This is a genomic window from Alteromonas sp. MTD1, from assembly GCF_042848195.1.
Classification (GTDB): domain Bacteria; phylum Pseudomonadota; class Gammaproteobacteria; order Enterobacterales; family Alteromonadaceae; genus Alteromonas.
In genome coordinates this window covers 265,004-283,551 of record NZ_BTGG01000004.1, presented here as the reverse complement: position 1 = coordinate 283,551, position 18,548 = coordinate 265,004, and the positions used below count along the sequence as shown (strand labels likewise).

The window sequence follows — 18,548 nt, the reverse complement described above, 5'->3', positions numbered from 1 at the left end:
GTAAGCAAGCATTTTGAGTGTGTGTCCACATAAGGCTTTCACATAAGGCTTTATAAACGTGGACAGGCACTTTTAGAGCTTTTCTGTATAACAAACCTATATGCCCCTCGCCAAAAGTTAATCTCTAGAATTCTATGAATACCCAGCTCGTCTGAGTTTTTGAGTGTGTGTCCACATAAGGCCATAAACAAGCACGTTTGAGTGCCTGTCCACGTAAACTTCCTAGCTAGAGTAGGCACTTTGTTCTATTTAGTTGAGTATTAGCTTATTTCCTTAACATTTAGTCAGTATTGCTAATTGCTAGGCAACTCAGCGTTTAACCTATGTTTAAAATCACCTAAAAAAAGCGATAAAACATTGATTAGGTTGAATATTTCAATAGTGGCATAATAAGTGAAGAACTTGAGATATAAGTTCATAAATTAAGAATAAAAGGATATAAAAAATGAATAAATCTCTTGTTGCTGGCGCTATATTACTAACTACTTCGTCATTACTTTCTGGCTGCGTGGTTCACGTTGGCAATGCAAGCGCAATGGATGGCAGCGATTTCAGCTCAATTTTAGGCAACATAGATATCGCTGAAGGTAAACATGCGGGCGATATTTCCTCTGTAAATGGCAATGTGGAAATCAGTGATAACGCCGGCGCTGACGATGTCAGCATTGTTAACGGTAATTTAGAGATGGAGAGCCACGTTACTGTGTCGGGCATTGATATTGTAAATGGCGATATTACAGCGACATCGCACTTAACAGTAACTAATGATATTGAATCTGTGAACGGAGATATTTTGATCCCAGCGCATAGTAAAGTGGGTGGTGACATCGAAACCGTAAACGGCGATATTTCAATTACAAACAGTACCATTGGCAGTGATATTGAAACAGTAAATGGCGACATCACCCTAATTGACAATACACATGTTGCCGGTGACATTATTTATAGAGCAAGTGAAAGCTCATGGGGCAAGATGTCTGACTCTACTCCTACACTTGTTATAGACGCTTCAGTATCTGTTGATGGTGATATTATTTTAGAGCGCCCAGTAAACCTTGAAATAGAAAACAAAGCTGTTGAGAAAAAAGTGGTTGTAAGCTACCGAAACGCACAGTAATTTGTGATTTTTTAAAATCAAAGTTACGTGATATGACCGAACTTGAAAAGATGCTGGCGGGAGAGCTTTATTTCCCGTCAGACAAGCAGCTTACTTCAATGCGCAAGGCGTGCCGTAAGCAACTCGATATTCTAAATGCAACCTGCCAGACTGAACATAAGAAACGTACGCAACTGCTTAAAGCATTATTTGGCAGTACCGGAAAGCGCCTGTATATCGAGTCATCGTTTAAATGTGACTATGGCGATAATATTCATGTAGGTGAAAATTTTTACGCTAACTTTAACTGCGTTATTTTAGACGCAGCCAAGGTAATAATTGGCGATAATTGTATGATTGCACCCCAAGTAGGTATTTATACGGCCACTCACCCTATTAATGCTGAGCAGCGAGCTACAGGTATCGAATTTGCCAAACCCATTACGTTAGGAGATAACTGTTGGATTGGCGGAAATGCCGTTATTAACCCAGGCGTTACGTTAGGAAATAATGTTGTGGTTGCATCTGGTGCCGTGGTAACCAAGTCGTTTGGCGACAATGTGGTTATTGGGGGCAATCCTGCAAGAATAATAAAGCCAGTCACCTAAAAAGATAACGCTTTTCAAATAAACACATAAAAAAACCGCTCTAAAGAGCGGTTTTTTTTAAAGTTACTTTCGTTTACCTGGGCGTCCAGCGCGCTTATTTAAGCCTTGTTGCTTACGCACTTTGTGCTTTTTCACAGAGCGACGCATTCGACTTAGCCTTGCGTGATCAAGCTTACCTTGACGCACGTTGACCATGGTTTGAGTTTCATCTGGTAGCTGAACATGGCTTCTTAATGCATTTACATCTTCAAGTCCAAGTTCAACCCATGCACCTTGCGGCAAACGTTTTTGAAGTTCAATCGGGCCGTATTTAACACGAATAAGTCGACTTACTTGAACGCCTTGGGATTCCCACAAGCGACGCACTTCACGGTTACGCCCTTCTTTCAAGGTAACATTAAACCAGCGGTTCATGCTCTCTTCTTCAGCATGTTGTGGTGTTGGTGTACCAGAGATTGTTAGGAACTTTGCTTCGCCGTCTTCCAGCTCAACACCTTTTTGCAGGGTATTAAGCGTTTTGCCCGTTACCTCTCCAAAAACACGCACTGCGTATTCGCGTTCAACTTCACATTTAGGGTGCATCAGGCGGTTCGCCAATTCACCGTCGTTAGTGAAAAGCAATAAACCACTGGTATTCATATCAAGGCGACCAACGGTTATCCATCGGCCTAAACGAATTGCAGGTAATCTATCAAAAACGGTATCACGTCCTTCTGGATCGTGACGGCTGCACAATTCGCCTTCTGGTTTGTTGTACATCAACACGCGGCAAATTGGCTGTTCGGTTTGACGAGACAATAAATGACCGTCTACGCGAATTTGCGCAGTGTGATCGACTCTATCACCTAGCGTTGCTACTGCGCCGTTTACTGATACACGTCCCTCTTCTATCCAACGTTCCATTTCTCGTCGCGAGCCTAGCCCTTGGTTAGCCAGTACTTTTTGCAACTTTTCAGTCATGGTTTCACTCTTTTTTGCTTGTTTACGGTCGCACGGTCTATTCAGACGGTGCCTCATTTAACACCTTAAGCGGCGAGTCGGATGCAATGCTTTCAGCCATGCTTTCAAACGCATCAGCGTTGGGTAAGTCGCCCAATGATGTCATTGAAAAGTAATCTAAAAAGCCTTTGGTAGTAGCATACAGCGCCGGTCTTCCCGGTACTTCTTTATGACCCACTACCTTTATCCAGTCTCGTTCTGTGAGTGTTTTTATAATGTTGCTGCTTACCGCAACCCCTCGCACTTGCTCAATCTCGCCGCGCGTAATGGGTTGACGATATGCAATTAGCGCCAATGTTTCGAGCATGGCTCGTGAATACTTAGGCGCATTTTCTTGCCATAATTTACTTAACCACGGGCTAAGCGCATCTAACGATTGAAATCGAAAGCCGCTTGCTACCTCAACTAACTGAATGCCACGAGGTTGATAGTCTAGCTTAAGTTCATTAAGCACCTTGCTAAGGGTTCTATCTGCTACGCTAAATTCGTTTAGTACAGTCTCCTTAAGCTGTTGTCTTGAAATAGGTTTATCAGCAACAAAGATTGCTGCTTCAACCAACTGCTTAAGCTGCGCCGTGTTAATTTTCTTCATGAGCACCTAATTTTACATGAATTTTGGCATAAGGACCTGCCTGAATGCATAAAATAAGCTGTTCTTTTACTAATTCGAGTATTGCAAGGAAGCAAACCACTACACCCGCCTTACCTTCTTCTACGGTAAAAAGACGCTCCAGTGGCGTGTATTCTGCGTTAGTTAAAACCGAGAGAATTAACGACATCCGTTCCCTAGTGCTCAATGCCTCGCGCTCAATAGTGTGATTTTCAAATGCATCTGCGCGTTTCATGGCCGCACTAAAAGCAAGCACAATCTCAGCCAGTGTCACATCGGGCTCAATACGAATGGGCGCTACGCTTTCACTTGTCTCGACGTGTGTTTTAAATATGTCACGCTCCAATCGAGGCTGTAAATCTAAGTCTTCTGCAGCCTGTTTTACCAGCTCATATTCTTTTAGCCTTCGTATAAGCTCTGCACGAGGGTCTTCCTCTTCGTCAACATCATCACTTCGTTTTGGCAATAATAGGCGCGACTTTATTTCGGCTAAAATAGCAGCCATAAGTAGATATTCGGCTGCGAGCTCAAGCTTAAGAGACATCATTGCATCAACATATTCCATGTATTGCTTGGTGACGTCGGCAATGGGTAAGGTGGTAATATCGAATTTTTGTTTTCTGATTAAATACAGCAGTAAGTCTAGAGGCCCTTCGAATGTTTCTAAAATTACCTCTAGTGCGTCGGGTGGAATAAAAAGGTCTTCAGGCTTTTCTATTAACGCTTCACCGTTAATAAATGCAAGTGGCAGTGGTTGCTGTATGGGCGTAACGCCCTCCACTCGCTTATCTTCTATGCTGTTCTCTGTGATATCCGACACAATATTTTATTCTTGTTGCGCACTTCACGCGCTTATTATTCTTATTTACTCAAATGGTGATGGGTCGCCAGTTCCACGACGCAATATAACTGGCGTATCTTCTGATAAATCTACCACCGTAGTAGGATGCTCACCAATATAGCCGCCATGAATTATTAGCCCAACCTGTTTTTCTAAATTGTCGCGAATAACATCAGGATCGGACTCGGCCATGGTATTACCTGGAAGAATTAACGATGTAGACATCAGCGGCTCGCCTAATTCCTCTAACAATGCCAGAGCAATAGCGTTATCTGGAACGCGGATACCAATAGTTTTGCGTTTTGGGTTTTGTAAACGCTTTGGCACTTCTCGAGTTGCCTTGAGCACAAAGGTATAGCTTCCAGGCGTATTATTTTTTATTTGACGAAAGGCCGTGTTATCCACCTTGGCGTAAATAGATAGCTCAGACATGTCTCTGCACATCAATGTAAAATTATGCTCTTTGTCTATTTGTCGAATTCGGCAAAGTTGTTCAAGTGCTTTTTTGTCTTCAATTTGACAGCCAATGGCATACCCCGAATCGGTAGGATAAACCACTACTGCACCGTCTCGAATCAGCTCGCAGGCTTGCGTAATCAAACGCTTTTGCGGATTGTCTGGATGAACATAAAAAAACTGGCTCATGACGCCTCCCTTGTCTTAACTCGTTTAATGATTAGCGATTTATACATTACACAAGTCTCAATGCTAATCTATATGCGCTCGTCTTGTCAGCACTTGCCTTTCTAACATACGCCTTTGTAGCAATAGCCGTCTATCAAAAGCAAAAAAATGATAAGCCTATGCTTCAATTTGCGGCCAATTATGCCAAACAGGTGTAAGTTTACTGCTAATTCCCAAGTTTTTACCAAGCTCTGTCCAGCGTGATGGAAAATGAAAATCAGACCCCGCCGACGCCAACAAGCGATGCGTTAACGCAAGTTCATTTATAAGCTCTTGCTTTGTTTTATTTATGCCGGGAAACGCGGTTTCAATTGCATCGCCGCCGGCACTTTCAAATAAGGCCACCAATCGACGAAGCCACTTGGCTGTCATGTCGTAGTGTGCTGGGTGTGCTAGTACTGCTTGACCGCCTGCATCTTGAATCCACTTAATTGCTGTTTCAATGCTCGGCCACTCGGCTTTCACCGCAGCCCGTTTTCCTTTGCCAAGGTATTTTTTAAACGCCGCTTCCATGGTCGGCACGCCGTAGTTGTTTACAAGTACTCTGGCAAAGTGTGCACGTGTTACTTGCCCCACTCCTGCAAGCGTTTTGGCTCTTGGCAGCACGCCTTCAAAACCGCATTTTTCCAACTTTTCCGCAATTTTTTCTGCACGCGCTTCGCGCACTTGTGCCTGACCGTTAAGGCGCTCTAAAAAATCCGGACACTGACGATTAACATTTAAACCAACAACATGGATATCAAAACCGTGCCACATCGTGGATATTTCCACTCCGTCGATAATTGTCAGAGCTCGCTTTTGCTTTGCTTGAACGCTATGCGCTGAATCTAAACCGGCGACAGTATCATGGTCGGTAATTGCGAGTACATCCACCTGCATGGTGTGTGCGCGGAGTACGAGTTCTTCTGGGGTTAAATGCCCATCTGAAAATTTTGTATGGCTATGTAGATCTATTTTCAATGTCTTATGCAAATTTATGGTTGACACAAAAGGCGATTTGTTTTCTTCTATATACACAAAGTATACGTACTAACGACTTCAAATCCTATTGAAGTTTGAACAAACAACGAGTAATTCATGCACACGCAAAATAAATATACAGCAATGACAGCTGCAGCTTGGTGGTGGCACTCCCTTACTTAACGGGCGGTGTGCACGATAGTGCGTGAATGAAAACACATAAAGGCCCGTTGATACGGGCCTTTTTTTTATCTTTTTGCAGTTGGAGAGAAGCAAAAATGAGTTTAGCGGAACTGGGCACATCCCCAGGTAAAGTAGAAACAATAGAACAAGCGGGGCATTATATTGATGATCCGCTTGCTGCTTTCGCCCACCTGTGTGGAAATTCTAGTAATGCGCTTTTGCTAGAGTCGGCAGAAATAGAGTCGAAAGACGACCTACAAAGTCTGCTGATGGTAGATGCGGCGTTGCGTATGGAGTGCAGAGGTAATCGCGTTGAAATTACGGCGTTAACTAATAACGGAGCATCAGTTTTACCCTTGTTTGCAACGCAAAGCCCCGTTGGTTTAAACGTTACAGACAGCAGTGAAAGTCATGTAATTCTTGAGTGCGATGAAGCGGCGAGTGACTTGGACGAAGACAGTCGATTAAAAGCTTCAAGCGTGATGGACGCCCTGCGCATTGTAGTAAACAAAATAACGCCCATACGTCAGCATCCTCACGCTGTGTTTTTGGGCGGTGTGTTTGCCTACGACATGCTTGCAGGTTTTGAAAAACTCCCCGATGTTGCCGAAGGCGAAAACGACTGCCCAGACTTTGTGTTTTATCTTGCAGAGACACTGATAACTGTCGACCACCAAACGCGCGAAACCCACCTAGTTGGTAGTGTATTTAGCGGACACGACGTTGCACAACAATATTTCTCTATTGCCCAACGTTTAGAAGCAATTCATCAGCAGCTACACGATATGCCAGCAAAGCCTGTTCTAAAAGGCTCCCGCTCAGTCCAAGACTCTCAGCATGATTCTGTAAGTGGCTCTGAACTTGGACAGACACTTTCGTCAGACACATTTCAAGAGGCACAGGTTGACGTAAGTGACGAGGAATTCTGCAACCACGTTCTAGATTTAAAGCAACATATTTTGGCTGGTGACATTTTTCAGGTGGTGCCGTCACGCACATTCTCTCTCCCCTGCCCGTCACCGCTTCTGGCTTACGCTAAATTAAAAGAATCGAACCCAAGCCCTTACATGTTTTACTTGCAGGATAAAGCGTTTAGCATATTTGGTGCATCCCCTGAGTCAGCACTTAAATACGATAGTGAAAGTAACCAAGTAGAAATTTATCCTATTGCAGGTACTCGACCTCGAGGCAAGCGAGCAGACGGTACTATTGATAGAGACTTAGACAGCCGTATTGAATTAAACCTTCGCGAAGATACCAAAGAAAAGTCTGAACACATCATGCTAGTTGATTTAGCGCGTAATGACGTGGCCAAGGTAAGCCGCCCCGGCACACGATATGTAAAAGACCTTTTAAAAGTAGACCGCTACTCTCACGTGATGCATTTGGTTTCACGGGTTGTGGGTCAGTTGCGCGACGACTTAGACGCACTGCATGCGTATCAAGCCTGTATGAACATGGGTACGCTAGTGGGAGCACCGAAAGTAAGTGCAGCCACGCTTATCCGTGAAGTTGAACAAAAGCGCCGGGGGAGTTACGGCGGCGCAGTAGGTTATTTGAACGGTCAAGGCGATATGGACACGTGTATTGTTATTCGTTCTGCATTTGTTAAAAACAACACTGCCTATATCCAAGCCGGTGCTGGCGTGGTACACGATTCAAACCCACAGGCAGAAGCAGATGAGACGCGCGCTAAAGCACAGGCAGTCATTGGCGCTGTTAAAGCTGCGCTTAAAGAAGAATTTGAACTAAGCACAGAGGGCAAGCAATGAATCAACAAGTTACAACCCTCTTTCTTCTTGATAACGTTGATTCGTTTACCTACAACTTGGTGGACGAGCTGCGTACCTTGAATTTGGACATTAAGGTATACCGAAACACGGTATGTGCCGACACACTGTTTAATCGTATGCAGGAGCAGGCAACAAAAGGGCCTGTGCTATTAATGTTATCGCCAGGCCCCGGCGCACCAAGCGAGGCAGGTTGTATGCCGAAACTACTTGATAAAGTACGCGGCGTGTATCCAGTAATTGGTATCTGTTTAGGCCATCAAGCTATTGTAGAACATTACGGCGGTACCGTTGGCCGCGCCAGCCAAGTAATGCATGGTAAATCATCAGCCATTACACATTCAGAGAAAGCAATGTTTGAAGGGCTTCAACAACCGCTTCACGTTGCGCGCTATCACTCATTAGTTGCTCTTGAACTTCCCAGTGCGTTGAGTGTATGTGCTTCAACCATTAATGATGATGGCAGCGAGGCTGTTATGGCTGTGTACAGCGAACACGACCGCATGCTGGGATTTCAATTTCATCCGGAATCCATATTAACGGCGCAAGGCAGCCAATTGCTAAAGCAAAGTATTGACTATTTGACCCAACAGGAAGCGAAACATGCTTAACGCTGGCCCATTACTAGAACAACTTATGTTGCGAGAATCACTCTCGCAAACAGAGGCATACAGCCTATTTAACAGCATCATGCACGGCGAGCAAAGTGAAGTGATGATGGCTGCAGTGCTTACTGCGCTAAAAATGAAAAAAGAGTCCCCCAGCGAGATTGCAGGTGCAGCAAGCGCGATGGTAGCAAACGCTCTCCCCTTCCCATCACCAGACTACGAGTTTGCCGATATTGTGGGAACGGGAGGCGATGGCCATAACACTATAAACATTTCTAGTGCCGCTGCCGTTGTAGCTGCCGCATGCGGAGTGAAGGTAGCAAAGCACGGAAATAGAAGTGTATCGAGCAAATCTGGCTCTGCTGATCTTTTCCGCCAATTTGGTCTAAATTTAGAAATTAGCCCCGATAAATCGAAAAAATGCTTAGATGAAGCAAATTTCACATTTCTTTTTGCGCCTGTTTATCACGCAGGTATGCGCCACGCAGCCCCCGTACGCGCTGCGATGAAGACCAGAACCCTATTTAATATACTGGGCCCATTGGCCAACCCTGCCGGTCCAACACACGGTGTATTCGGCGTATACTCTCCCGAATTGCTTGAACCTTATGCAAAAACCCTTATGCTGCTGGGTCAACATCGCGCCATGATTGTACATGGTGACGGGCTTGATGAGCTTGCGCTGCACGGCGAGTCATTAATTTACGATTTAGAGCATGGTGATATTAGAAAGCTAACAGTGACGTCGGATGATTTCGGGCTCCCTCGGTTCCCACTTTCGGCGATAGAGGGTGGCGAACCCGAGGAAAACAAACAATTCGTTGAGGCAGCCCTTAATGGTGAGGGAAAAGAGGCTCACAGAGCTGCCATAGCAATGAATTGCGGTGCATTGCTTAAGGTCACGGGCAAAGCGAGCTCTTTTAAAGACGGTGCTGAAATGGCCATGGAAGCAATGGCTAAAGGGCTACCCATGCAGCTACTATCGAAGGTTGCCAAAATTACTCAGGAGGTAAGCACAAATGGCTAATGTGCTTGAGAAAATTGTCGCAGACAAACGCGAAGAAATAGCGGCAAGAAAAGCGGCTTTACCGCTAGAAACATTTAAAGATGCGCTTGTTCCATCAACGAAAAGCTTATTCGAAGCGCTAAGCGAACCCAATGCGGGCTTTATTTTTGAGTGCAAAAAAGCATCTCCGTCGAAAGGGCTCATCCGAGAGAACTTTGATTTAGATGAAATTTTGGCTGCGTACACGCCTTATGCTGCGGGAATTTCTGTACTTACCGATGAAAAGTATTTCCAAGGCAAATTTGAGTATCTTGCTTATGTTACCGAGCGCGTTTCTCAACCTGTATTAAATAAAGACTTCTTCGTAGAAACATATCAGGTTTATTTGGCACGTCATTACAACGCAGACGCCGTTCTATTAATGCTGAGTGTTTTAAGTGACGACGAGTACCGACAGCTTGCCAGAGTAGCGAATAGCTTAAACTTAGACATTCTGACCGAAGTGAGTAACGAAGAAGAAATGCTGCGGGCCATTGCACTTGAAGCCAACATTATTGGCATTAATAACCGCAACCTTCGCGATTTATCAACAGACCTAGCCACTACAGAACGCCTTGTGCCAATGTTAGAGAAAGCAACGCATGACTTCGTAGTGATTTCAGAGTCGGGAATTTATACCCACGACGACGTGCTTCGACTTGCTCCGCTGTCACAAGGTTTTCTAGTTGGCAGCGCTTTAATGGCAGAACAAGACTTGCCTCGAGCAGTTAAAACATTAGTTAATGGCGCGGTTAAGGTGTGCGGATTAACAACCGCCGACCAAGCTAAACTTGCCTTTGATAGCGGCGCAAGTTTCGGCGGGCTTATTTTTGCAGAAAAATCACCTCGCTATGTTAGTTCAAACGTGGCAAAGAACATCGTTGAAAAAACGCAGGGCGCTTACGTTGGTGTTTTTGTAAACAGCGATGCCGATGAAGTTGCAACAATTGCTAAAACACTAAACCTACACGCTGTGCAGCTGCACGGCGATGAAGATGAAAGCTATGTAGCCGCGCTAGCGCCAAAACTACCTGAAAACTGCGAAATATGGGTGGTAGAAGGGGTAAAAGCAGATAACGCGAATGCTATGCCTATTAACGTGGACAGACACTTTAATAACCCACTTGTTAGCCGCGTTTTACTTGACTGCCAAGTTGGCGATGCAAAAGGTGGTACAGGTGAATCTTTCAACTGGCAACTGCTTGATGAAATTGAGCAAAAAGAAAAGCTAGTGCTTGCTGGGGGTATCAGCCCGCACAATATAAAAAGCGCAATAAATACTCACTGTGGCGTGATTGATGTGAACTCCGGCGTGGAAGACGCCCCTGGCAAAAAATCATCAGACAAGTTGCGCGCACTTTTCGATGTGTGCCGTCAGTACTAAATTTAAGAAACAGGACAACGTAATGAACCAACTAGACACAAAATTTGGCGAATTTGGTGGCATGTACGTGCCCGAATTGCTAATTCCTGCACTAGACCAGCTAGAAAAAGCGTTTTTAGACGCGAAAGAAGACCCGTCATTCAATGAAGAATTTCTTTCATTATTGAAAGATTATGCAGGGCGCCCAACGTCAATGACGTTATCCCGTAATTTGGTTAGTAACCCGAAGGTAAAGCTATATCTAAAGCGTGAAGATTTGCTTCACGGCGGTGCACATAAAACCAACCAAGTTCTTGGGCAGGCACTGCTAACTAAACGTATGGGCAAAAAAGAAGTAATTGCCGAAACCGGTGCTGGACAGCACGGTGTGGCAACCGCCTTGGCGTGTGCCCTATTAGGCCTTAAAGCGCGTATTTACATGGGCGCTAAAGACGTAGAGCGACAAGCCCCTAACGTTTTCAGAATGAAGTTAATGGGTGCCGAAGTAATCCCAGTAAACGCGGGGTCTGGTACACTAAAAGATGCTGTGAACGAAGCGATGCGTGACTGGTCTGCAAATTATGAAACTGCACATTACTTGTTAGGTACAGCCGCAGGCCCTCACCCTTTCCCAACTATTGTCCGTGAATACCATCGTATGATTGGCGAAGAGACGCGTGCTCAAATTATGGAAAAAGAAGGCCGTTTGCCAGATGCAGTAGTGGCTTGTGTTGGTGGCGGCTCGAATGCTATTGGTATGTTTGCCGACTTTATCGACGAACCTTCAGTACGTTTGGTTGGTGTGGAGCCTGCAGGTAAAGGTGTTCACACTAAAGAGCACGGTGCAACGATTGTAACGGGTACCAAAGGTATTCTGCATGGCGCATACACGTTTATCATGCAAGACAAAGAAGGCCAAATTGAAGAGAGCTATTCGGTGTCTGCCGGGCTAGATTACCCAGCAGTAGGCCCGCAACATGCGTACTTACACGACATTGGTCGCGCTGAATATGTAGCGGCTACCGATGAAGAAGCATTGAACGCGTTTCAACTCCTTGCCAGAAAAGAAGGTATCATTCCTGCGCTAGAATCATCACACGCTCTAGCTCATGCATTGAACATGGCAGATGAAGCAGAAGAAGAAACCATCATTGTGGTGAACTTATCTGGTCGCGGTGACAAAGATCTTGCGCACGTTATTAACATTCTAGGGGACGATTTATAATGGATAGATATGCTGAAATGTTTGCGCAACTTAACGAAAAAAACCAAGGCGCATTCGTACCCTTCGTTATGGTTGGCGATCCTGACCTTGCACAGTCTGAAGCGATTATTTGCCAGTTAATTGAAAGTGGCGCAGATGCACTTGAATTGGGGATTCCTTACTCAGACCCCATCGCAGATGGCCCAACTATTCAGGCTTCGGCGATCCGCGCATTAAATCATAAAGTTACCGTTGCCGACTGCCTGGGCGTAATTTCACGCGTTCGCGCAAAGTACCCTAATGTGCCTATTGGGTTATTGCTATACAGCAACCTAGTTATGGCGCAAGGTATTGAAGGCTTTTACAAAAAGGCGCAAGAAGCGGGCGTCGATTCCATCTTGGTGGCGGATGTTCCTATTCGCGAAGCAGCTCCTTTCCAAAAAGCGGCTGACAGCACAGGAATTTCTCAAATTTTAATTGCACCTCCAAATGCAACCGATGAGACCATGGAAAAAATTGGCGAGTACTCCAAAGGCTACACTTATTTGTTAGGTCGTGCGGGCGTAACGGGTGCAGAAACCGCAGCAAATGTACCAGCTGCTGACTTAATTGCTAGATTAAACAAACACAACGCCGCCCCCGCATTACTTGGCTTTGGTATTTCGACACCTGAACAGGTGAAGTCGGCGGTAGACGCTGGCGCCGCAGGCGCAATTTCTGGCTCTGCAACAGTGAACATTATTGCTGCAAACCTAGACAATAATGAAAAAATGCTTAGTGAATTAGGCAGCTTTGTTGAGAGTATGAAAGCCGCGACAAATAAGGGTTAATTGTTAATGCTTTATATGATTTGTGCGACAGACACACCAAATAGTTTAGATAAGCGACTAGCTGCGCGCCCTGCTCACCTAGAGCGACTTAACGCGCTTAAAGCAGATGGTAGACTCACGATGGCAGGCCCCTTCCCTGCTATCGATAGTCCAGATCCAGGACCTGCCGGCTTCACAGGTTCTTTAGTTGTTGCCGAATTTGAGTCGCTAGAGGCAGCACAAGCATGGGCTGATGCTGACCCTTACATCGAGGCAGGTGTGTACGACAAAGTTGTTGTTAAGCCGTATAAAAAAGTGCTTCCTTAATCAGGTAGTAATTAATGCGTGTAAAGCCCAGCAAAGCTGGGCTTTTTTGTAGCTGGAGGTTTGTTGATGGTTTGAAATTTCGGTTGTTTTTACATGGACAGACACTTTAACCAATATGCCTTTCGGAAAAGCTTTTCGTGAAGCGTTTCGTGGACAGACACTTTAAGGTCACCTTTTTTAAGAGCATTGTTTATGTAATTAAGCAGGCCGACGCTCTTCCATGAACGTAAGACTAAAGTGTGTGTCCTTGTAATTTTACTTATGATTTTGCTAGTAACTCTTCGATTTACTGCCCTTCATCACAGCTTCCTCAAGCTTTCACGCTATACACATTCCTAATGGCGAGGTAGACTTAATCTAAATTCAGTAACTGTTCAGATTGCCGCGATATACTTGCTTTTAGTTTGGCGCGAGCGCTGTTTTTATTGTGAGGTTGTATGACATTATCGCTTCGAGTTTTTGTTGTTTGCATTGTGCTAGCGTTTAGTTTCGTTAGCCCAGCTTCTGCATTGCAAAATTCTGGCGGCAACCTTACAAAGAGCGAAGCCGCTGAACGAGCCCGTAAAGCTGAGAATGGACGTGTTCTTAAGGTTGAACAAACGTCGAAAAGCTACCGGGTAAAAGTACTTAAAAAATCGGGGCGTGTTGTATCGGTAGATGTAGACAAGCGTTCTGGTAACGTTAAAACATCGAAAGAAAGATAGGGACAGTTATGCGCATTCTAATTGCTGAGGACGATAGTAGACTACTGACTCAATTGGACGCCTTGCTGCAGCAACATGGTTATAGTGTAGACCTTGCTGACAATGGCGAGCACGCTCTTTTTTTGATAAAAGAATACAGCTACGACCTTGCCATTATTGATATTGGCATGCCTAAATTAGATGGCTTTGAAGTCATAAAAAAAGCCAGACAGGCCGACATTGCCTGCCCTATTTTGATCCTTACAGCGCGTGACAGATGGCAAGAAAAAGTGGAAGGATTAGATGCTGGCGCTGACGACTACTTAACAAAACCTTTCCACGATGAAGAGCTTCTTGCAAGAGCAAAAGCTTTGATCAGACGTGCTTCAGGGCAAGCAAACCCAACCATTCAGTTCGGCCCAATATCGCTTGATACAGTAAGCGAAGAACTGTCGTTAGATGGACAGGCACTCGATTTAACGGCATATGAGTATAAGGTGATGGAATACTTGATGCTAAATCCACAAAAGGTTATCTCTAAAACTGAGCTCACCGAGCATATCTATGACCAAGATTTCGACCTAGATAGCAACGTAATTGAGGTTTTTGTTGGTCGACTACGTAAGAAACTTGATCCTTCTGGCGAGCTTAAACCTATTGAAACACTGCGCGGTCGCGGCTATAGGATTAACCGTAACCTATGAGGCAGCTGTCTCTTAGAGTAAGAAGCGTTTTACTTGCTGTAGCGCTACTAGCACTGTTTGCACCATTCACTGTAGTAATTCTTGAAGAGGCCTACACAAAAAGCCTTACACAAGCAAAGATGAGTGAATTACGCCTAATGAACTTAGGGTTACTGTCTGCATTTGAGTTGGACGGCGACCTGCCCTACATGCCCGAGATTCTGTACGAGGAGCAATTAAACCTTCCAGGTTCGGGTTACTTGGGTATTATCGTATTTAGAAACGAAGTGATTTGGCAGTCTGCATCTGCACTTGAATATACATTTAACCCCCCAGATATTGACGTGCCTGTTGGAAACGAACTATTCGTTGAATCTGTTGAGCCTGACTTTTCCCAAAACTCAGAATACTTTGTGTATGCCTTTACCGCAGAGTTTGCCTCAAGTAGAGATTTTGAGCCTGTGCGTTTTTACATTTTCAACGATAAGGCTCTGTTTCAACAAGAAAGAGAAACCTTTCTGACTACAACATGGCAGTGGATTGTTACACTTTGTTTAGCATTACTTGTTTTCATTGTTATCGGTATCAGCGTAATTCTACTTCCTGTAAGGAAGCTGATTGATGAAATATCCCAAGCTTCTAGCGGTAATAAAGAAAAGCTAAATGCAAGATACCCTGTAGAATTCGATTCGCTAAAACATTCAATCAATGACCTGCTTCATACAGAAGCGGCTCAACGCACTCGATACAAGAACAGTTTGGGCGATTTAGCGCACAGTTTAAAAACCCCGCTAGCAGTGGCGTCAGGACACAAAGGGCTACCCGCTGAAGTATCTGATTCACTCACCCAAATTGATCGCATTATCCAGCGACAATTAAAACGTGCGAGCGCTGGAAAGTCTGGCTGGCAGAGTGCAATTAATGTCGAGCCTGTCTTACATCGGCTTGCTGACGCGATGGATAAAGTCTATCAAGATAAAGCACTAGTAATTGACTTTGACGTTAGTGAAGACGCTACGTTCAATGGTGATGAAACCGACTTGATGGAGCTTTGCGGAAATGTTTTAGACAATGCCTGCAAAGCTGCAAAAAACAACGTATTGGTTTCAGCCAAAACAGCCGGCGCATGGTTAGAAATATCAATTGAAGATGATGGCCCAGGGATCCCAGCTAATAAGAAAACTATGCTGCTAGAGCGAGGTACAAGGCTTGATACTTACGCTGAAGGTCACGGCATAGGCATGGCTCTAGTTGCTGATTTAGTGTCTATTTATGAGGGCAGAATGCAAATTGAAGACAGTGAACTTGGCGGTGCAAGCATTATCATCAAGTTTCCGCAGAAACGTTAAATATCAATGTGTTCTTAAACACGGTAAGAAGAAAAGTTCTTAACAAGCAAGAGTGTCTGTCCATGTAAACACATTCAGCTAGACATGGACAAACACGTTTTTTAAAAGTGTCTGTCCACGTAAGATGCGTATATAAAAAGCTAATATTACGAAGCTTTCGCGACTTCATCACCATCGCTAGATAGTAAAACAGCAAGCCACTTGCTCTCTTCTCTAGACTCAAGTGCTATTTTAACCACCATTGTGAGCGGTACAGAAAGAAGCATACCTACGGTGCCGAGTAACCATCCCCAAAAGATTAAAGACAAGAACACTACAAGGGTTGAAAGCCCCATCCCTTTACCCATCAAGCGCGGTTCTACCATATTGCCCATAATGGTATTTACTAATAAGAAACCAAGCGCAGCAAAGCCCGCTGATGCCGGCCCCAACTGCACAAAAGCAATTAATACTGCAGGCACGGCGGCGATTATCGAACCTATGTTAGGAATAAAGTTCAGCATAAAAGCCAGAACAGCCCATAGCATGAAATGGTCAACACCCATTATGTACAACCATAAACCTATAATTAAACCGGTTCCCAAGCTCACCACCGTTTTTATCGCTAGGTAGCTGTTAACCGACTTAATAAACCGGTCTATGTGCTTCAGTTTCATACCTGGGTCGGCTAATGCAATATGCAGCCTTCGAGGGATACTGTCTGCTTCAAAAAGCATGAAAATAACCGTAAGCAGAATTAAAAATAGGTTTGATAGAACACCTCCCATGCCGCTTATGAAATTTGTAGCGACAGACATTGCAGTAGCAGGGTCTAAGTGGGAAGCAATCAGCTCGCGATTAATATGTATGTTGTACTCTGATAACTGAGATACAACCCACGCGAATTCGGAGTCTAATTTAGTTCTGTATTCAGGAAGATTTTCTCTGAACTCTGTCATTGACTGCCCAACAAGGCCAGCTAAAAGAAAACCAAATATAACGATTAGCAGTATAACAAAGGTGATAGAGAGCCACTTTGGTATGCCGAACTTTGACGTCCAGTGAATAATTGGACTGCACGCAATTGCGATAAAGATCGAAAGAAAAAAGGGCACCATTATTGTGCTTGCGGCCTTAATACCCGCCATTACGACAACGAGACATGCAAGTACAATAAGAATTTTTGCTGTTGACGAGCGTAGTTCCATAGACATTTGTGCTACATTCCTGAATAAAACAGCAACACTTTACAACGACTTATATTCAACTACAAACAAGAGACTGTAATGAACTTTAACCTTGCCACTATAAGAATCAAGAACCTCAGACTTCGTACCTACATTGGTATAAACGAAGATGAGATAAAAAATAAGCAAGATGTTGTGGTTAATGTGAAAATTGACTATGACGCCGAAAAGGCAACAAACACAGATAATATGGATGATGCGCTTAACTATAAAACCATCACCAAGGCCATCATCAAGCTGGTTGAAGACAATCGTTTCTCATTACTGGAAAAGTTAACGGCTGATGTATTGGCAATTGCTGCAGAGCACTCATCAGTGCGTTATGCAGAAGTAGAGGTTGATAAGCCTCATGCACTACGCTTCTCAGACTCGGTATCACTTATGTTGTCTTGCAACAAATCTGAATAACGGACTCTCTTTAAAGGAATCTAATGAACATTCTTTTCACCGGCGGCACTGGTCTTATTGGACAAGCTTTCATAAACAAGTTTCGTACAGAACATAGTTTTACCGTTGTATCTCGTAATACCGCAAAAGCGACGGAAATATTGGGAAATGATTTAGACTATGTGGCAAGTATTGCAGAGATAAACGACATTGGCGTTTTTGACGCAGTGATAAACCTTGCAGGCGAACCAATTGCCGATAAACGGTGGACAGACACTCAAAAAAAAGTGATATGCGATAGCCGCTGGGACACAACGTCCCAGCTAGCGGCTAAAATAACAACTAGCAACAACCCGCCAAAAGTGTTTATTTCTGGGTCAGCCATTGGCTACTATGGCGACCAAGGCGACTTCATTGTTGATGAAGATACTCCACCAAAACAAGAGTTCACACATGAGCTTTGCAGTAAGTGGGAGAACATTGCAGAAACGGCAAGCTCAGAGAATACGCGATTGGTTTTACTGCGTACGGGCGTAGTGTTAAGCCCTAATGGTGGTGCTTTAGATAAAATGGCAATGCCGTTCAAACTGGGTGTAGGCGGTACTCTTGGTACTGGCGAACAATACCTTGCCTGGATCCACATCGACGATATGGTGGATGCAATTGCTTATCTACTTCATTCAGAATCAAGCTCGGGCGCTTTTAACCTTACCGCGCCCAACCCTGTTACGAACAAGGTGTTTTCAAAGCAGCTTGCCAACTCACTTAATCGCCCTTGCCTGTTTAACGTGCCCAGCTTTGTAATGAAAATTGCGATGGGTGAATCGTCAGAAATGATTTTGAAAGGACAACGCGTTATTCCTAAGAAACTTTCTGAGGCAGGCTACAGTTTTACTCTCCCTACTGTTGATAAAGCATTAAAGAACATCTACAGCAAATAAGCTGGCTTTCTGGCCTAGCTTTCAAATATTGCATCTCTTTGTGAACTAAACCCGTTTAGTTCCGAGCCATTTTGCATTTATTCGCGACTTAGAAACAAATTGCATGTGTAAGTGTTCATTCAACCTCGCGGCAGGCTTAATACCTTTGCGTG

Annotated in this window: 20 protein-coding genes; 14 read left to right on the top strand and 6 right to left on the bottom strand. The window is 44.4% G+C overall.

Annotated elements, in window-relative coordinates; translation table 11 throughout:
- Positions 1–445: 445 nt before the first annotated feature.
- Together ACGHAV_RS07390 and ACGHAV_RS07385 are read left to right on the top strand one after the other, a co-directional pair.
- On the top strand, positions 446–1,117 hold the full coding sequence (locus ACGHAV_RS07390; RefSeq protein WP_390378477.1) for a hypothetical protein: 672 nt from the start codon (positions 446–448) through the stop codon (positions 1,115–1,117).
- Between the two features lie 32 nt (positions 1,118–1,149).
- Positions 1,150–1,704 carry a sugar O-acetyltransferase gene (locus ACGHAV_RS07385; protein WP_390378474.1) on the top strand — a complete coding sequence of 185 codons (555 nt, stop codon included), beginning with the start codon at positions 1,150–1,152 and terminating at the stop codon, positions 1,702–1,704.
- Positions 1,705–1,767: 63 nt separating this feature from the next.
- Here ACGHAV_RS07385 and rluB read toward each other — a convergent pair whose 3' ends face one another.
- From rluB to ACGHAV_RS07360, 5 genes are all read right to left on the bottom strand, one after another.
- Complete coding sequence (gene rluB / locus ACGHAV_RS07380) at positions 1,768–2,664, bottom strand: 23S rRNA pseudouridine(2605) synthase RluB (protein ID WP_334013187.1); 897 nt, start codon at positions 2,662–2,664, stop codon at positions 1,768–1,770.
- A 37-nt stretch (positions 2,665–2,701) separates the two neighbouring features.
- Positions 2,702–3,295 carry an SMC-Scp complex subunit ScpB gene (gene scpB, locus ACGHAV_RS07375; protein WP_390378469.1) on the bottom strand — a complete coding sequence of 198 codons (594 nt, stop codon included), beginning with the start codon at positions 3,293–3,295 and terminating at the stop codon, positions 2,702–2,704.
- The gene (locus ACGHAV_RS07370; protein WP_390378648.1) at positions 3,282–4,136 is read right to left on the bottom strand and encodes a segregation and condensation protein A; all 855 of its coding nucleotides are present in this window, start codon (positions 4,134–4,136) and stop codon (positions 3,282–3,284) included. Before ACGHAV_RS07370 ends, scpB begins: the two co-directional genes overlap by 14 nt.
- A 42-nt stretch (positions 4,137–4,178) precedes the next feature.
- A complete protein-coding gene (locus ACGHAV_RS07365; RefSeq protein WP_334013184.1) occupies positions 4,179–4,799 on the bottom strand; it encodes an L-threonylcarbamoyladenylate synthase in 621 nt (206 codons plus the stop codon).
- A gap of 156 nt (positions 4,800–4,955) precedes the next feature.
- Positions 4,956–5,798 (bottom strand): PHP domain-containing protein, encoded by an 843-nt coding sequence (locus tag ACGHAV_RS07360; protein ID WP_390378467.1) that lies wholly within the window; start codon positions 5,796–5,798, stop codon positions 4,956–4,958.
- Between the two features lie 278 nt (positions 5,799–6,076).
- Here ACGHAV_RS07360 and ACGHAV_RS07355 point away from each other — a divergent pair, with 278 nt between their 5' ends.
- The 10 genes from ACGHAV_RS07355 (at position 6,077) to ACGHAV_RS07310 (ending at position 15,842) form a co-directional block, all read left to right on the top strand.
- The gene (locus ACGHAV_RS07355; RefSeq protein ID WP_390378464.1) at positions 6,077–7,753 is read left to right on the top strand and encodes an anthranilate synthase component 1; all 1,677 of its coding nucleotides are present in this window, start codon (positions 6,077–6,079) and stop codon (positions 7,751–7,753) included.
- Positions 7,750–8,382: an aminodeoxychorismate/anthranilate synthase component II gene (locus tag ACGHAV_RS07350; RefSeq protein ID WP_390378461.1), complete on the top strand. Its 633-nt coding sequence runs from the start codon at positions 7,750–7,752 to the stop codon at positions 8,380–8,382. The genes ACGHAV_RS07355 and ACGHAV_RS07350 overlap by 4 nt, the downstream gene beginning before the upstream one ends.
- Positions 8,375–9,406, top strand: a complete 1,032-nt coding sequence (trpD, locus tag ACGHAV_RS07345) for an anthranilate phosphoribosyltransferase (RefSeq protein ID WP_390378458.1) — start codon at positions 8,375–8,377, stop codon at positions 9,404–9,406. Before ACGHAV_RS07350 ends, trpD begins: the two co-directional genes overlap by 8 nt.
- The gene (gene trpCF, locus ACGHAV_RS07340; RefSeq protein ID WP_390378455.1) at positions 9,399–10,808 is read left to right on the top strand and encodes a bifunctional indole-3-glycerol-phosphate synthase TrpC/phosphoribosylanthranilate isomerase TrpF; all 1,410 of its coding nucleotides are present in this window, start codon (positions 9,399–9,401) and stop codon (positions 10,806–10,808) included. Before trpD ends, trpCF begins: the two co-directional genes overlap by 8 nt.
- 22 nt (positions 10,809–10,830) lie before the next feature.
- Positions 10,831–12,012 carry a tryptophan synthase subunit beta gene (trpB, locus tag ACGHAV_RS07335; RefSeq protein WP_390378452.1) on the top strand — a complete coding sequence of 394 codons (1,182 nt, stop codon included), beginning with the start codon at positions 10,831–10,833 and terminating at the stop codon, positions 12,010–12,012.
- A complete protein-coding gene (gene trpA, locus ACGHAV_RS07330; RefSeq protein ID WP_390378449.1) occupies positions 12,012–12,821 on the top strand; it encodes a tryptophan synthase subunit alpha in 810 nt (269 codons plus the stop codon). Before trpB ends, trpA begins: the two co-directional genes overlap by 1 nt.
- Positions 12,822–12,827: 6 nt before the next feature.
- On the top strand, positions 12,828–13,127 hold the full coding sequence (locus ACGHAV_RS07325) for a YciI family protein (RefSeq protein WP_390378447.1): 300 nt from the start codon (positions 12,828–12,830) through the stop codon (positions 13,125–13,127).
- Between the two features lie 437 nt (positions 13,128–13,564).
- Positions 13,565–13,831, top strand: a complete 267-nt coding sequence (locus ACGHAV_RS07320; protein ID WP_390378444.1) for a PepSY domain-containing protein — start codon at positions 13,565–13,567, stop codon at positions 13,829–13,831.
- 8 nt (positions 13,832–13,839) lie between these two features.
- The gene (locus ACGHAV_RS07315) at positions 13,840–14,514 is read left to right on the top strand and encodes a response regulator transcription factor (protein ID WP_390378441.1); all 675 of its coding nucleotides are present in this window, start codon (positions 13,840–13,842) and stop codon (positions 14,512–14,514) included.
- Positions 14,511–15,842 carry an ATP-binding protein gene (locus ACGHAV_RS07310; RefSeq protein WP_390378438.1) on the top strand — a complete coding sequence of 444 codons (1,332 nt, stop codon included), beginning with the start codon at positions 14,511–14,513 and terminating at the stop codon, positions 15,840–15,842. Before ACGHAV_RS07315 ends, ACGHAV_RS07310 begins: the two co-directional genes overlap by 4 nt.
- A gap of 146 nt (positions 15,843–15,988) precedes the next feature.
- On the opposite strand, the gene ACGHAV_RS07305 is transcribed toward ACGHAV_RS07310, so the two are convergent.
- Positions 15,989–17,035 (bottom strand): AI-2E family transporter, encoded by a 1,047-nt coding sequence (locus ACGHAV_RS07305; RefSeq protein ID WP_390378435.1) that lies wholly within the window; start codon positions 17,033–17,035, stop codon positions 15,989–15,991.
- Between the two features lie 72 nt (positions 17,036–17,107).
- Here ACGHAV_RS07305 and folX point away from each other — a divergent pair, with 72 nt between their 5' ends.
- Together folX and ACGHAV_RS07295 are read left to right on the top strand one after the other, a co-directional pair.
- On the top strand, positions 17,108–17,476 hold the full coding sequence (gene folX / locus ACGHAV_RS07300) for a dihydroneopterin triphosphate 2'-epimerase (RefSeq protein WP_334013171.1): 369 nt from the start codon (positions 17,108–17,110) through the stop codon (positions 17,474–17,476).
- Positions 17,477–17,499: 23 nt separating this feature from the next.
- Positions 17,500–18,396: a TIGR01777 family oxidoreductase gene (locus ACGHAV_RS07295; protein ID WP_390378432.1), complete on the top strand. Its 897-nt coding sequence runs from the start codon at positions 17,500–17,502 to the stop codon at positions 18,394–18,396.
- Positions 18,397–18,548: the final 152 nt, after the last annotated feature.

What these genes read in the sequence shown, in the direction of transcription:
- trpB (WP_390378452.1), top strand. Translation starts at nt 10,831, where the DNA reads ATGAACCAACTAGACACAAAATTTGGCGAATTTGGTGGCATGTACGTG.
- ACGHAV_RS07295 (WP_390378432.1), top strand. Translation starts at nt 17,500, where the DNA reads ATGAACATTCTTTTCACCGGCGGCACTGGTCTTATTGGACAAGCTTTC.
- ACGHAV_RS07305 (WP_390378435.1), bottom strand. Translation starts at nt 17,035, where the DNA reads ATGTCTATGGAACTACGCTCGTCAACAGCAAAAATTCTTATTGTACTT.
- trpA (WP_390378449.1), top strand. Translation starts at nt 12,012, where the DNA reads ATGGATAGATATGCTGAAATGTTTGCGCAACTTAACGAAAAAAACCAA.
- ACGHAV_RS07365 (WP_334013184.1), bottom strand. Translation starts at nt 4,799, where the DNA reads ATGAGCCAGTTTTTTTATGTTCATCCAGACAATCCGCAAAAGCGTTTG.
- ACGHAV_RS07385 (WP_390378474.1), top strand. Translation starts at nt 1,150, where the DNA reads ATGACCGAACTTGAAAAGATGCTGGCGGGAGAGCTTTATTTCCCGTCA.
- folX (WP_334013171.1), top strand. Translation starts at nt 17,108, where the DNA reads ATGAACTTTAACCTTGCCACTATAAGAATCAAGAACCTCAGACTTCGT.
- ACGHAV_RS07355 (WP_390378464.1), top strand. Translation starts at nt 6,077, where the DNA reads ATGAGTTTAGCGGAACTGGGCACATCCCCAGGTAAAGTAGAAACAATA.
- ACGHAV_RS07325 (WP_390378447.1), top strand. Translation starts at nt 12,828, where the DNA reads ATGCTTTATATGATTTGTGCGACAGACACACCAAATAGTTTAGATAAG.
- ACGHAV_RS07350 (WP_390378461.1), top strand. Translation starts at nt 7,750, where the DNA reads ATGAATCAACAAGTTACAACCCTCTTTCTTCTTGATAACGTTGATTCG.
- ACGHAV_RS07320 (WP_390378444.1), top strand. Translation starts at nt 13,565, where the DNA reads ATGACATTATCGCTTCGAGTTTTTGTTGTTTGCATTGTGCTAGCGTTT.
- trpD (WP_390378458.1), top strand. Translation starts at nt 8,375, where the DNA reads ATGCTTAACGCTGGCCCATTACTAGAACAACTTATGTTGCGAGAATCA.
- scpB (WP_390378469.1), bottom strand. Translation starts at nt 3,295, where the DNA reads ATGAAGAAAATTAACACGGCGCAGCTTAAGCAGTTGGTTGAAGCAGCA.
- ACGHAV_RS07390 (WP_390378477.1), top strand. Translation starts at nt 446, where the DNA reads ATGAATAAATCTCTTGTTGCTGGCGCTATATTACTAACTACTTCGTCA.
- ACGHAV_RS07315 (WP_390378441.1), top strand. Translation starts at nt 13,840, where the DNA reads ATGCGCATTCTAATTGCTGAGGACGATAGTAGACTACTGACTCAATTG.
- trpCF (WP_390378455.1), top strand. Translation starts at nt 9,399, where the DNA reads ATGGCTAATGTGCTTGAGAAAATTGTCGCAGACAAACGCGAAGAAATA.
- ACGHAV_RS07310 (WP_390378438.1), top strand. Translation starts at nt 14,511, where the DNA reads ATGAGGCAGCTGTCTCTTAGAGTAAGAAGCGTTTTACTTGCTGTAGCG.
- rluB (WP_334013187.1), bottom strand. Translation starts at nt 2,664, where the DNA reads ATGACTGAAAAGTTGCAAAAAGTACTGGCTAACCAAGGGCTAGGCTCG.